Annotated in this window: 11 protein-coding genes; 6 read left to right on the top strand and 5 right to left on the bottom strand. The window is 73.2% G+C overall.

Annotated features, from left to right (window positions below; all coding sequences use genetic code 11):
• Positions 1-22: 22 nt before the first annotated feature.
• The 3 genes from ABEA77_RS24630 to ABEA77_RS24620 form a co-directional block, all read right to left on the bottom strand.
• Positions 23-1,174 (bottom strand): S1C family serine protease, encoded by a 1,152-nt coding sequence (locus ABEA77_RS24630; RefSeq protein ID WP_345651650.1) that lies wholly within the window; start codon positions 1,172-1,174, stop codon positions 23-25.
• Positions 1,175-1,262: 88 nt separating this feature from the next.
• Positions 1,263-1,985, bottom strand: a complete 723-nt coding sequence (locus ABEA77_RS24625) for a class I SAM-dependent methyltransferase (protein ID WP_345651648.1) — start codon at positions 1,983-1,985, stop codon at positions 1,263-1,265.
• Positions 1,986-2,077: 92 nt separating this feature from the next.
• Positions 2,078-2,677, bottom strand: a complete 600-nt coding sequence (locus tag ABEA77_RS24620; RefSeq protein WP_345651646.1) for a DUF3043 domain-containing protein — start codon at positions 2,675-2,677, stop codon at positions 2,078-2,080.
• Positions 2,678-2,963: 286 nt separating this feature from the next.
• Between ABEA77_RS24620 and ABEA77_RS24615 the strand changes: the two genes are divergently transcribed.
• The 5 genes from ABEA77_RS24615 to ABEA77_RS24595 all read left to right on the top strand — a co-directional run bounded on the left by ABEA77_RS24615 (position 2,964) and on the right by ABEA77_RS24595 (position 9,577).
• Entirely contained in the window at positions 2,964-3,749 is a 786-nt protein-coding gene (locus tag ABEA77_RS24615; RefSeq protein ID WP_345651643.1) for a PspA/IM30 family protein, read from the top strand.
• Positions 3,750-3,831: 82 nt separating this feature from the next.
• Positions 3,832-4,116: a PspA-associated protein PspAA gene (pspAA, locus tag ABEA77_RS24610; RefSeq protein ID WP_345651640.1), complete on the top strand. Its 285-nt coding sequence runs from the start codon at positions 3,832-3,834 to the stop codon at positions 4,114-4,116.
• Positions 4,117-4,279: 163 nt separating this feature from the next.
• Positions 4,280-5,530: a sensor histidine kinase gene (locus ABEA77_RS24605; protein WP_425588381.1), complete on the top strand. Its 1,251-nt coding sequence runs from the start codon at positions 4,280-4,282 to the stop codon at positions 5,528-5,530.
• A complete protein-coding gene (locus tag ABEA77_RS24600) occupies positions 5,527-6,213 on the top strand; it encodes a response regulator (RefSeq protein WP_345651635.1) in 687 nt (228 codons plus the stop codon). The genes ABEA77_RS24605 and ABEA77_RS24600 overlap by 4 nt, the downstream gene beginning before the upstream one ends.
• 217 nt (positions 6,214-6,430) lie before the next feature.
• Positions 6,431-9,577 carry an efflux RND transporter permease subunit gene (locus ABEA77_RS24595; RefSeq protein WP_345651633.1) on the top strand — a complete coding sequence of 1,049 codons (3,147 nt, stop codon included), beginning with the start codon at positions 6,431-6,433 and terminating at the stop codon, positions 9,575-9,577.
• Positions 9,578-9,671: 94 nt separating this feature from the next.
• On the opposite strand, the gene nadA is transcribed toward ABEA77_RS24595, so the two are convergent.
• Complete coding sequence (nadA, locus tag ABEA77_RS24590) at positions 9,672-10,859, bottom strand: quinolinate synthase NadA (protein WP_345651631.1); 1,188 nt, start codon at positions 10,857-10,859, stop codon at positions 9,672-9,674.
• Positions 10,860-11,139: 280 nt separating this feature from the next.
• On the opposite strand from nadA, the gene ABEA77_RS24585 reads away from it, so the two are divergent.
• Entirely contained in the window at positions 11,140-11,496 is a 357-nt protein-coding gene (locus ABEA77_RS24585) for a HesB/IscA family protein (RefSeq protein ID WP_345651628.1), read from the top strand.
• 95 nt (positions 11,497-11,591) lie between these two features.
• Here ABEA77_RS24585 and ABEA77_RS24580 read toward each other — a convergent pair.
• The coding region (locus tag ABEA77_RS24580) for a hypothetical protein (protein ID WP_345651625.1) at positions 11,592-12,826 on the bottom strand (1,235 nt) is incomplete at its 5' end.

The following is a 12,826-nucleotide window of genomic DNA, read 5'->3' as shown; positions in this document are numbered from 1 at the left end:
GGGCGCGCGTCCGGCCCGGGGCTCACATCTCGCCGAGCGTGACCTTCACCGTCTTCGTCGCGTCGCCGCGCAGGTAGGTGACGGTTGCCCGCCGGCCCGGCCGGTCGCCCGCGAGGACCTCGGAGAGCGACGCGATGTCGGTGATGCGCTCGCCCCCCACCCTGACGACGATGTCGCCGGGCTTGAGGCCCGCGGCCCTGGCGCCGCCTCCCTCGGCCGTGCTGACGACCGCCACGCCCGTGGGCTGGAGGTCGGGGCCGAGCACGGTGCGGCCCGTGATGCCGAGCGCGGCCCGGCCCGAGTGGGTGACCTTCCCGCTCTTGATGATCTGGTCGGCGACGTTCTTCACCGTGGAGGCGGGGATCGCGAAGCCGATGCCGGGCGCCGCGCTGCCGCCGCCCCCGATCTGCGGGTCGGTGGCCGCGAGCGTCGGGATGCCGATGACCTCGCTGTCCAGGTCGACGAGCGCGCCGCCGCTGTTGCCCGGGTTGATCGCGGCCGACGTCTGCACCATGTTCGCGATGGTCGCGATGGTCGCGCCGGTGCCGCCCGACTGCCCCTTCCCCTCGCTCACGGTCCGCCCCACGGCGGAGACGATGCCCTGGGTGACGCTGCTCGACAGGCCGAGCGGTGAACCCATCGCCAGCACGATCTGGCCCACGGCGACCTTGGACGAGTCGCCGAACACCGCGCCCTTCAGCCCCTTGGGCACCGAGTCCAGCTTGATCACCGCGAGGTCCTGCTGCGGGAAGCTGGAGACCAGCCGGGCGGTGAGCGGCTGCTCGCGGGTGGCGACGGTGACCTTGAAGGTCTTCTTCGAGCCGACGACGTGCGCGTTGGTGACGATGTGGCCCGAGCCGTCGTAGACGATGCCGGAGCCGAGGGAGTCGCCCGCGTCGATCTGCACGACCGAGGGCAGCACCTTCCCGATGGTGTTCTCGTAGTCCGTCTGGAGGCCGTTCGCCGTGTGCGGGGGCGCCGGCCGCTCGGTGGCGGCCGGGCTCGACGGCGCCGCGGTGCCCCGGGCGGCGGGCGGCGCCGCGGGGGCGGCCGAGGTGCCAGAGGCCGCGGAGCAGCCCGCGAGGGCGACCGCGCAGAGCCCGGCGGCGACGGTCAGCGGCGGCACCGTCGCGGAGCCACGGAGAACATGACGGCGGGGAAGGGAAGCATCCATGGCCGGAGTATCCCTTTGGCGCTATTTGTCCGATGGGTGGCGCGCGGCGGGCGGCGCGCCCCCTCGCTCCCGGGCTGCCGGGGAGGCGTCAGCCGCGCACACCGCACAGGTGCAGCAGTGCCGCCACCGCGCGGTACGGATCGGTCCTGCCCGCGCGCTCCTCGGCCGCGAGCAGCCGCTCCAGCTTCCCGCCGGTGGGCGCCTCGGCCGTGTCGTCCGCGCCGTCCGTGAAGACGCGCACCCCGTACCAGGCGCGCAGCGGCGCCGCGATCCCCTCCAGTGTCCTGGTCAGGTCCGCGAGCCGGTCGGCCCGCACGGTCAGCCCGAGCCTGTTGGTGTACGAGGACCCGTCGAACGACGCGAGCGCGGTGGCCCAGTCGCCCGCGTACCCCGGACGCAGCGCCAGCGCGTCGCCGTTGCGCACGAGCAGCGAGAGCAGCCCGCCGGGAGCCAGCATCCTGGCGAGACCCGCGAGCAGCGCGTCCGGTTGCTTCACGTACATCAGCACGCCGTGGCAGAGGACCACGTCGAAGGAGCCCGGCTTGAAGTGCACCCCGGTGTCCATGCCCTCGCCCTGGATCAGCCGGACCCGCTCCCTGATGCCCTCGGGCTCGCGCGCCAGGTCGGCGCGGGCCGCCGCCACCAGCGCGGGATCGGACTCCAGGCCCGTGACGCCGTGCCCGGCGCGCGCGAGGCGCAGCACCTGGGTGCCGCGGCCCATGCCGACGTCCAGTACCCGCAGCCGCTGCCCGACGGGGAAGCGGCCGGATATCTGCTCCTCCAGCTGCCGGGAGACCAGCTCCTGGCGCACGACGTCGCGCAGCCCGCCGAGGCCGCTGAGCCAGGGGCCCGAACCCCCGGCGAAGCCGCCGCCGTCCGCGAGACGGCCGGCCGGATCGCCGCTCAGAGTTTCGCCCCGCGCTTGACCTGCGGCTTCGGCAGCCGCAGCTTGCGGATCTGCAGTGTGCGCATCAGGCCGTACATCACGACGCCGCGAGTGGGCTCGTTCGGGAAGCGCACGGCGAGCTGCTTCTTCAGTCGCAGGCCGAGGAAGACCGAGTCGACGACCATGGCGACGATCACCAGCAGCCACAGCAGCAACGCGATGTTCTGGAGCGCGGGGACCCTGACCATCGTCAGCACGAGGATCACCACGGCGGACGGCAGGAAGAACTCGGCGGCGCAGAACCTGGCGTCGACGTAGTTGCGGGCGAAGCGGCGCACCGGGCCCTTGTCGCGCGCCGGCAGATAGCGCTCGTCCCCGTTGTTCAGCGCCTCGCGCTGGCGCGCCATGTCGGCCCTGCGCGTCTCGCGCTGGCGCTTCACCGCCGTCTTGCGGTCGGCGGGGGCGGTCGTCACCGCGCGGCGGCGCTGCGTCTGCGCCTCGCTCCGCTTCGGTGTGGGCCTGCCCTTGGGCGCCTGCGGGTCACGGGACTGCTTGGTCAGGTCGGCCGTCACCTGGGTGTCGGGCGCCTTCTCTTCGTTCGAACGGCTACGGAACACAAGGGCCAAGGGTACGGGCTCGGGTGCATGGACCCCACCCCCGCGGGGAACGATCCCGCAACGGCCTTCGTCTTCACGGGGTACGGGGCAGGCCGCGGGCGCGCGGGGGCGCGGCTCCCACAGAGGCGTCCCTACTCCCTCCGCCGGAGCGGCCCGTCGCGGGAGTCGTCCTTGGGGATGACCGCATCCGCTCTCGAACAGTGCGGTAATAGAGGCAGGGCCCGTACTGTGGGTTCTGCAGGAGTGCTGGTTCCGGAGTCCGTCACGAAGGGGGCGCGCGAAGCCCATGAGCGGTGTGATGAAGCGTATGGGGATGATCTTCCGCGCGAAGGCCAACAAGGCCCTGGACAGGGCCGAGGACCCGCGGGAGACCCTCGATTACTCCTACCAGAAGCAGCTTGAGCTGCTCCAGAAGGTGCGCAGGGGCGTCGCCGACGTGGCCACCTCGCGCAAGCGTCTGGAACTCCAGCTGAGCCAGCTCCAGGGCCAGTCGGACAAGCTGGAGGAGCAGGGCCGCAAGGCGCTCGCCCTCGGGCGCGAGGACCTCGCGCGCGAGGCACTCTCCCGCAAGGCCGCGCTCCAGCAGCAGGTCTCCGACCTGGAGACCCAGCACACCACGCTCCAGGGCGAGGAGGAGAAGCTGACGCTCGCGGCGCAGCGCCTCCAGGCCAAGGTCGACGCCTTCCGCACGAAGAAGGAGACCATCAAGGCCACCTACACCGCCGCCCAGGCGCAGACCAGGATCGCGGAGTCGTTCTCCGGCATCTCCGAGGAGATGGGCGACGTCGGCCTGGCGATCCAGCGCGCGGAGGACAAGACGGCCCAGCTCCAGGCCAGGGCGGGCGCGATCGACGAGCTCCTGGCCTCCGGCGCCCTCGACGACCAGTCGGGCCTGGCGAAGGACGACATCGCCACCGAGCTGGACCGGATCTCCGGCGGCTCCGACGTGGAGCTCGAACTCCAGCGGATGAAGGCGGAACTCGCGGGCGGCTCCTCGGCCGCCCCGCAGCAGGCGATCGAGGGCGGCGCGGGGGAGCGGGGCGCCGAGCGCCCCAACCTCGACAAGAGCTGACACGAGCTGACAAGACCCGATGAGAGCCGACAAGACCTGACACGAGCGGGCAGGACAGAGCCGACGAGCGCTGAGGAGCGTCATGATCGTACGGATCATGGGGGAAGGGCAGGCCAGGGTCGCGGACAGCTGTCTGGAGCAGCTGAACGAGCTGGACGACGAGCTGATGGCCGAGGTCGAGCGGGGTGACGAGGCCGGCTTCCGGCGTACGTTCACCGCGCTGCTCGACCGGGTCAGGGAGCTGGGCGAGCCCCTGCCCGACGACGCGCTCGAACCCTCGGGCCTCATCCTGCCCGCCGCCGACGCGACGCTCGAAGAGGTAAGGGAGCTGCTGAGCGACGAGGGCCTGATCCCCTCGTCGGTCTGACCGGCCCGACCCAGGACCCACCGTGCGCACCCCCCACACGGACGACCCCGCCGCCCCACGCCCCGCAGGCACGGGGCGGACCGCTGCCTCCTCCTCCCCGCAGCCCGCCGGCCCCGCCGCCCCGCCGAAGGGCCGCGACGCCGTACGGGCCGACCGCGACGCCATGGCAAGGGGCCCCGTGGCCCACGCGCCGGGCCCGATCCGGCGCGCGGTCTGCTGGTCCCGGGCGCACCCGACCGGACCCGATGTCCTCATCGCCGTCGTCGTCCAGGTCCTCATGCTGGTCACCGCCGTCGCGCACCCGCGCGGCGGCCGGGGGTTCACCCCGCCCATCGACGTACGGCCGCCGGGCGCGCTCAGCTTCACGCTGATGACACTGGCCGCCGCCGCCCTCGTCCTCAGGCGCCACAGGCCGCGCTCCGTGCTGCTGGTCACCGGCTGCCTCACCGTGGTCGAGCTGGCCGCGGGGCGACCCGACTCGCCGATCGTGTTCACCGTGGTCGTCGGCCTGTTCACGCTCGCCGCCCACACCGACAGGCCCACCACCTGGCGGGTCGGCCTGCTCACCATGGCCGTGCTCACCGGCGTCGCCATGGCCTTCGGCACCGGCCCCTGGTACACGCAGCAGAACCTCGGCGTCTTCGCCTGGACCGGCATGGCCGCCGCCGCGGGCGACGCCGTGCGCAGCAGGCGTGCCTTCATCGACGCCATGCGGGAGCGCGCCGAGCGCGCCGAGCGCACGCGCGAGGAGGAGGCGGGACGGCGCGTCGCCGAGGAGCGGCTGCGCATCGCCCGCGACCTGCACGACGTCGTCGCCCACCACATCGCCCTGGTCAACGTGCAGGCCGGCGTCGCGGCACACGTCATGGACAAGCGCCCGGACCAGGCCAAGGAGGCCCTCGCCCATGTGCGCGAGGCCAGTCGCAGCGCCATCGAGGAACTGCGCGCCACCGTGGGCCTGCTGCGCCAGTCCGGCGACCCCGAGGCGCCCACGGAACCCGCGCCGGGCCTCGCCCAGCTCGACGCGCTCGTCGACACCTTCCGCTCCGCGGGACTGCCCGTGGAGTGCCTGGTACCCGAGGAGCCGCCCCGGCTGCCCGCGGCCGTCGGCCTCGCCGCGTACCGGATCGTCCAGGAGGCGCTGACCAATGTGCGCAAGCACGCGGGCGCCGGGGCCAGGGCCGAGGTGAGCGTCGTGCGCGCGGGCGCGGGCATCGAGGTGACCGTCCTCGACGACGGCGGCACCGGGCCGCGGGAGAGCGCGCCCGGCGGCGGGCACGGCCTGCTCGGCATGCGCGAGCGCGTCGTCGCCCTCGGCGGCAGCCTGGTCGCCGAGCCCCGGTACGGGGGCGGCTTCCGGGTGCAGGCGATACTGCCGGGGGAACCGCCGCGACGACAGGGAGAGCACGCGTGACGATCAGGGTCCTGCTCGCGGACGACCAGGCCCTGCTGCGCAGCGCCTTCCGCGTCCTGGTCGACTCGGAGCCCGACATGGAGGTGGTGGCCGAGGCCGCGGACGGCGCCGAGGCCGTCTCCCTGGCCCGCTCGGAGCGCGCCGACGTGGTCCTCATGGACATCCGCATGCCGGGCACGGACGGCCTCGCCGCCACCCGCATGATCAGCGCCGACCCCGGACTCGCCGGTGTGCACGTGGTGATGCTCACGACGTTCGAGGTCGACGAGTACGTGGTGCAGTCGCTGCGCGCGGGCGCCTCGGGCTTCCTCGGCAAGGGCGCGGAGCCGATGGAGCTGCTGAACGCGATCCGGATCGCCGCGGCCGGTGAGGCGCTGCTCTCGCCCGCCGCCACCAAGGGCCTGATCGCCTCGTTCCTCGCGCAGGGCGGCGCGGGCGGCGACCGGGAGGGCCCGGCCGCGCACGCGGAACTGCTCGCCGCGCTGACCGTGCGGGAGCGCGAGGTGCTCGGTCTGGTCGCGGGCGGCCACTCCAACGACGAGATCGCCGAGCGCCTCGCCGTCAGCCCCCTCACCGTGAAGACGCACGTCAACCGGGCCATGGCCAAGCTCGGAGCCAGGGACAGGGCGCAACTGGTGGTATTCGCGTACGAATCGGGCCTGGTGCGTCCGAGGGTGGAGTAGCGCTCCTCCACCGCGTACTCCAGGCGCGGTACTCCGCGGGTACCGGAAAGGGACCTGCGGCGGACGGAAACGCCCCGTTCCATGCCTGATCGTGTAGAGGGACGGAGAGCCGCCCGCAGCCCGGTGGCAGGCCGGCACGCCGCCGCCTGCCCCCGCCCCGTTCACCGCCGCTTTCCGCGGACGCGCACCCGCAGCACGCACACAGAAGAGAGACCCCATGTCCTGGCTGTCCAGGTTCAGCCTCAGACAACGGGCCCTAGTCGGCCTGATGTCGATCATCGCCCTCGTGTTCGGCGCGATAGCGATCCCGCAGCTGAAGCAGCAGCTGCTGCCGCCCATCGACCTGCCGCTCGTCTCGGTGGTGGCCCCCTACCAGGGCGCGTCGCCGGACGTGGTGGAGAAGCAGGTGGCCGAGCCGCTGGAGAACGCCATGAAGGCGGTCGACGGCGTCAGCAGCGTCACCTCGACGTCGAGCGAGGGCAGCGCCACCGTCGTCGCCAGCTTCGAGTTCGGCCAGTCCGGCACCAAGCAGCTGGTCGCCGACATCCAGCAGGCCGTCAACCGGGCCTCCAACCAGCTGCCCGACAGCGTCGACCCGCAGGTGGTCGCGGGCTCCACCAACGACCTGCCCACCGTGGTGCTCGCCGTCACCTCGGACAAGGACCAGCAGGCGCTCGCCGACCAGCTCGACCGCACGGTCGTCCCCGACCTCCAGGGCATCGACGGCGTCGGCCAGGTCACCGTCGACGGCGTGCGCGACCTGCGGGTCGCCGTCACCCCGGACCCGGCGAAGCTCGCCGCGGCGGGGCTCACCACCGCGTCGCTCTCCGACGCGCTCAAGGCGGGCGGCGTGCCCGTGCCCGCGGGGTCGTTCGCCGAGGACGGCAAGAGCCGCACCGTACAGGTCGGCACCGGCTTCACCTCGCTCGGGCAGATCCGCGACCTCGAAGTCACCCCGCAGGCCGCGCCCGGCGCCGCGCCTGCCAAGCCGGTGCGCCTGGGCGACGTCGCCTCCGTCGCCCAGCGGCCCGCGCCCGAGACCTCCCTGACCCGCACCGACGGGCAGCCGAGCCTGGCCGTCAACATCACCATGGACTCGCAGGACGGCAGCGCCGTCTCGATCTCCGACGCCGTCAAGGACAAGCTGCCCCACCTGCGCGACCAGCTGGGCTCCGGCACGAAGGTCGTCGTCGCGAGCGACCAGGGGCCCGCGGTCTCCAAGTCGATCTCAGGACTGACCACCGAGGGCGCGCTCGGCCTGCTGTTCGCGGTCATCGTGATCCTGCTGTTCCTCGCCTCGCTGCGCTCGACGCTGGTCACCGCGATCTCCATCCCGCTCTCCGTCGTCATCGCGCTCATCGTGCTGTGGATCGACGGCGAGACGCTCAACGTCCTCAGCCTCGGCGGCCTCACCATCGCCATCGGCCGGGTCGTCGACGACTCGATCGTGGTCCTGGAGAACATCAAGAGACACCTCGGCTACGGCGAGGAGCGCCACCGGGCGATCGTCAACGCGGTCAAGGAGGTCGCGGGCGCGGTCACCGCCTCGACGCTCACCACCGTCGCGGTCTTCCTGCCGATCGGCCTGGTCGGCGGCATCGTCGGCGAGCTGTTCGGCTCGTTCTCGCTGACCGTCACGGCCGCGCTGCTCGCGTCGCTGCTGGTCTCGCTGACGGCGGTCCCGGTCTTCTCGTACTGGTTCCTGCGCGCCCCGAAGGACGTGCAGGAGCTCGGCGCGGACGAGGCGCGCCGCCGCGCCGAGGAGAAGGAGTCCCACAGCAGGCTCCAGCGCGCGTACGTGCCGGTGCTGCGCTGGGCCACCCGCAAGCGCCTCACCAGCGTGCTGATCGCCGTGGTGATCCTCGTCGGCACGCTCGGCATGTCGAGCTTCCTGAAGACCAACTTCTTCGACAACAGCGACCAGGACGTGCTGTCCATCAGCCAGAAGATGGCGCCCGGCACCAGCCTCGACGCGACGAACGCGGCCGCCAAGAAGGTCGAGCACGTGCTCGCGGGCCTCGACCAGGTGAAGGACTACCAGGTCACCGTCGGCACCTCCGGCTTCCAGGCCGCGCTCGGCGGCGGCTCCGGCACCAGCCAGGCCAGCTACCAGGTGACCGTCAAGGACGCCGCGCAGTACGAGAAGACGCAGAGCGCCATCGAGCACGCGCTGCACGGCCTCAAGGGGATCGGCGACACGACGGTCTCCGCGGGCGGCGGCTTCGGCAGCCAGGATCTGAGCGTGGTGGTCAAGGCCGGCGACGCGGCGACCCTGAAGAAGGCCTCCGACCAGGTCACCGCCGCGGTCGGCACCCTGCACGACGTCACCGACGTGCAGAGCGACCTGTCGCAGTCCATCCCGCGGGTCTCCGTGACGGCCAACGACAAGGCCGCCGCCGCGGGCTTCAGCAACGCGACGCTGGGCGCCGCGGTCGCGCAGGCCGTCAGCGGGACCACGTCGGGCACGGCGATCCTCGACGACACCGAGCGGGACGTGGTGGTCACCTCGAAGCGGCCCGCGACGACCGTCGCGCAGCTCAAGGGCCTGCCGCTCGGCCCGGTCAAGCTCGGCCAGATCGCCGATGTGAAGGTCGTACCGGGACCGGTCTCCATGACGCGCATCGACGGCAACCGCGCCGCGACCGTCACCGCGCGCCCGACCGGCGACAACACGGGCTCGGTCAGCAGCGCGCTCCAGTCGAAGGTCGACGCGCTGAAGCTGCCCGCGGGCGCCACCGCCTCCATCGGCGGGGTGACCTCCGACCAGAACGACGCGTTCAAGAAGCTGGGTCTGGCGATGGCCGCGGCCGTGGCGATCGTGTTCATGCTGCTCGTCGGCACGTTCAGGTCGCTGGTGCAGCCGCTGATCCTGCTGGTGTCGATCCCGTTCGCGGCGACCGGCGCGCTCGCCCTGCTGCTGCTCACCGGCACCCCGCTCGGCGTGCCCGCGCTGATCGGCATGCTGATGCTGATCGGCATCGTGGTCACCAACGCGATCGTGCTGATCGACCTGATCAACCAGTACAGAGCGCAGGGGCACGGCGTCGTCGAGGCGGTCGTCGAGGGCGGCAGGCACCGGCTGCGGCCGATCCTGATGACGGCGCTCGCCACCATCTTCGCGCTGCTGCCGATGGCGCTCGGCGTGACCGGCGAGGGCGGCTTCATCGCCCAGCCGCTCGCGGTGGTGGTGATCGGCGGCCTGATCTCCTCGACGCTGCTGACGCTGCTGCTCGTGCCGACGCTCTACGCGATGGTCGAGCTGCGCAAGGAGCGCAGGGCGAAGAAGAAGGCCGACAGGCGCGGGGACGGCACGCCGCCTTCGGCCCCCTCGGACGAGCGCACCCCGCAGGGCGCGCACGCCTGAGCCGGGCGCACGCCGGTACGGCGAAGGGGCGGGCCCCCGGCGGACACTCCGCCGGGGGCCCGCCCCTTCGCGTGCGGCGCGGGCGCCGCCCGGGTCACGGCAGGGCGAGCATCTGCTGGAGCGCCGCCTGCGCGTAGCGGGCGGTCTCGTCGTCCACCCGGATGCGGTTGACCTCGTTTCCGTCCGCCAGCGACTCCAGCGTCCACACCAGGTGCGGCAGGTCGATGCGGTTCATGGTCGAGCAGAAGCAGACCGTGCGGTCGAGGAAGACGATCTCCTTGCCCTCGGCGGCGAACCGGTTCGCCAGCCGCCGCACCAGGTTGAGCTCCGTGCCCACGGCCCACTTGGAGCCCGCGGGCGCCGCTTCGAGCGCCTTGATGATGTACTCCGTCGAGCCGACCTGGTCGGCCGCCGAGACGACCTCGTGCCGGCACTCGGGATGCACCAGGACATTGACGCCCGGTATGCGCTCGCGCACCTCGCGCACCGACTCCAGGGTGAAGCGGCCGTGCACCGAGCAGTGCCCGCGCCACAGGATCATCTTCGCGTCGCGCAGCTGCTCGGCGGTCAGCCCGCCGTCCGGCTTGTGCGGGTCGTAGACCACGCAGTCGTCGAGGGAGAGGCCGAGGTCGCGCACGGCGGTGTTGCGGCCGAGATGCTGGTCGGGCAGGAAGAGCACCCGCTCGCCCTGCCCGAACGCCCAGTTCAGCGCGCGCTCCGCGTTGGAGGACGTGCAGATCGTGCCGCCGTGCCTGCCGGTGAAGGCCTTGATGTCCGCGGAGGAGTTCATGTACGAGACGGGGACGGTGCCCTCGGCCGCCCCCGCCTCCGTCAGGACGTCCCAGCACTCCGCGACCTGCTCGGCGGTGGCCATGTCGGCCATCGAGCAGCCGGCCGCCAGGTCGGGCAGGATGACCTGCTGGCTCCGCGAGGTCAGGATGTCCGCGGACTCGGCCATGAAGTGCACACCGCAGAAGACGATGTACTCGGCGTCCGGCCGGTCGGCCGCGTCCCTGGCGAGCTTGAAGGAGTCGCCCGTCACATCGGCGAACTGGATGACCTCGTCGCGCTGGTAGTGGTGCCCGAGCACGAACACCCGGTCGCCGAGGCGCTCCTTGGCCGCGCGGGCGCGCGCCACGAGGTCCGGGTCCGAGGGGGCGGGCAGGTCGCCGGGACACTCGACGCCGCGCTCGCTGCGCGGGTCGGCGTCGCGGCCGAGCAGCAGCAGCGCCAGCGGCGTGGGCTGCACGTCGAGTTCCGTAAGGGGTTGGGCCGTGGTCACGTCACGCACCCTTTCTTCTCTGCGGACCGGTGAACTGCGTCGGCCTTTTCGTCGGATTGACGCTATCTATCATATCCGCTTCGCGTCACGTTGACGATGCGCATACCGTCGATGTGACGCGATCCCCTTCGCCCCGGGGCCGGGACCCGTGGCCGCCCCGTACCGGCGCCCGGTGTGCGAGCATGAAGGAAGGGAACGAGTACCGGGCCGCGGAATGAAACCGCGGCCGTGCCGGTTGCCACAGTCGGCAAGCAGTCCGTACAACCCGGGAGAGAAGCAGATGTCCGTATCGGACGAGACCACCACCGTGAGCGACGGCATCCTCCTGTCCGACGCCGCCGCCAGCAAGGTCAAGACCCTGCTCGACCAGGAGGGTCGCGACGACCTCGCGCTGCGCGTCGCCGTGCAGCCCGGTGGCTGCTCCGGCCTGCGATACCAGCTGTTCTTCGACGAGCGCTCGCTCGACGGCGACATCGTCAAGGAGTTCGGCGGCGTCAGGGTCGTCACCGACCGCATGAGCGCCCCGTACCTGGGCGGCGCGTCGATCGACTTCGTCGACACGATCGAGAAGCAGGGCTTCACCATCGACAACCCGAACGCGACGGGTTCCTGCGCCTGCGGCGACTCCTTCCACTGAGCCGCCCCCGCTGACCGCGAAAAGGGCGGCGGCCCCCCGCCCCGGGGGCCGCCGCCCTTAGCCATGCCCGGCCCCGCGCCCCGCGGGGGCCGCGCTCACCGGGGCGCGGACGGCACCTTCGCGCCGGTGCTGGCGCTGACGACGGTGCGGGTGCCCAGCGGGCGGTCCAGCGTCAGGGTGCTCGACCGGCGCTCTGCCAGGGCGACGCAGCGCTCGCCCGGTTTCCGGGCGGGCCCCTCCACCCGTACCGCCACCGCGGAGTCCGACTCGTCGGCCCGTACGCCGTACGTCCCGCACACCCCGCCCCAGAACCGCACCGTGAGCGTGCGGCCGTGCGCGCTGTACGAGAGGGGCTGCTCGGGCGCGCCGGCCGCGCCGCTCCCGCCGCCCGGCTTCATCCCGTGCGGTGGCAGGGAGGGCAGCGGCGTACGCGAGGCTCCCGGGCGCAGCGCCGGCTGCGCCACCCGGTACGCCGGGGTGCCGCCGCCCGGGTCGACCGTGAACAGCCAGGACGGTACGAGCCCCGGCCTGCCGTCCACCGACCGCGCCGCGAGCCCGAACACCACCGCGTCCACCGGGAGCCTCCGCGCGCTACCGTCCGGCGGACAGCTCGCCGTCGGCGCGGGCTCGGCGCCTGTGACGGGGCCCGTCAGGGGCGTCCGCGTGGCGCAGCCGGCGGTCCCCTGCGCGCCCGCGTCGAGCGCCTTCAGCGCCTCCGCCGCCCCCGTCACCTGATACGCCGTGCCCGCCTCGGGGACGCCCAGCTGCCCGCCGCCGCTCGCGATCCGCCCGTCCGCGCCGACCTGGAGGCCCGTCGTCCAGCCGTAGGTCGGCAACCCGCCCACCACCGGGTCCGCGTCCACCACGCGCACCGCGCCGAGCCGCCGGCTCGCGTCGAGGTGCGCGCCCCGCAGGCCCGCCGCCGCGAGGACCGGCGCCGCCGCCCTCTTCGCCGCGGTCTCGCTCACCGCACCGCCCGTAGGACCCACCACGCCGCCCAGGGAGGACGGGCCTCCGCCGGGGCACGGCCTCCCCCTCGTGCAGCCGTCGCCGCCCGGCGCGACCGCGTACCGGGAGAACGTCCAGGCGCCCGGCGCCTTCTTCCGGACCCGCAGCACCGGGCCCGTGCCGTCCGCCGCCGCGCCGACCTGCCAGAACAGCCCCGCCGTGCGCGGCGGCCCCGGCACCCCGAGCGCCTTCGCCAGCGCGGCGACCCGGCCCGCGGCTACGTCACCACGCACCTCGTAGACCCGGGCCGTGTCCGGGCCTTCGGGCAGCGGGACCGTCACCCGGTACCCGGGCCCGCGCGGATCGGGCTCGCCCGGCGCGA

The sequence above is a fragment of the Streptomyces tremellae genome, from assembly GCF_039540215.1.
GTDB classification, from domain to species: domain Bacteria; phylum Actinomycetota; class Actinomycetes; order Streptomycetales; family Streptomycetaceae; genus Streptomyces; species Streptomyces tremellae.
The sequence above is the reverse complement of the archived record's forward strand: the minus strand, read 5'-3'. Positions and strand labels throughout refer to the sequence as shown.

Coding starts and splice junctions, on each gene's coding strand:
- ABEA77_RS24630 (WP_345651650.1), bottom strand. CDS start 1,174: ATGGATGCTTCCCTTCCCCGCCGTCATGTTCTCCGTGGCTCCGCGACG.
- ABEA77_RS24615 (WP_345651643.1), top strand. CDS start 2,964: ATGAGCGGTGTGATGAAGCGTATGGGGATGATCTTCCGCGCGAAGGCC.
- pspAA (WP_345651640.1), top strand. CDS start 3,832: ATGATCGTACGGATCATGGGGGAAGGGCAGGCCAGGGTCGCGGACAGC.
- ABEA77_RS24605 (WP_425588381.1), top strand. CDS start 4,280: ATGGCAAGGGGCCCCGTGGCCCACGCGCCGGGCCCGATCCGGCGCGCG.
- ABEA77_RS24595 (WP_345651633.1), top strand. CDS start 6,431: ATGTCCTGGCTGTCCAGGTTCAGCCTCAGACAACGGGCCCTAGTCGGC.
- ABEA77_RS24585 (WP_345651628.1), top strand. CDS start 11,140: ATGTCCGTATCGGACGAGACCACCACCGTGAGCGACGGCATCCTCCTG.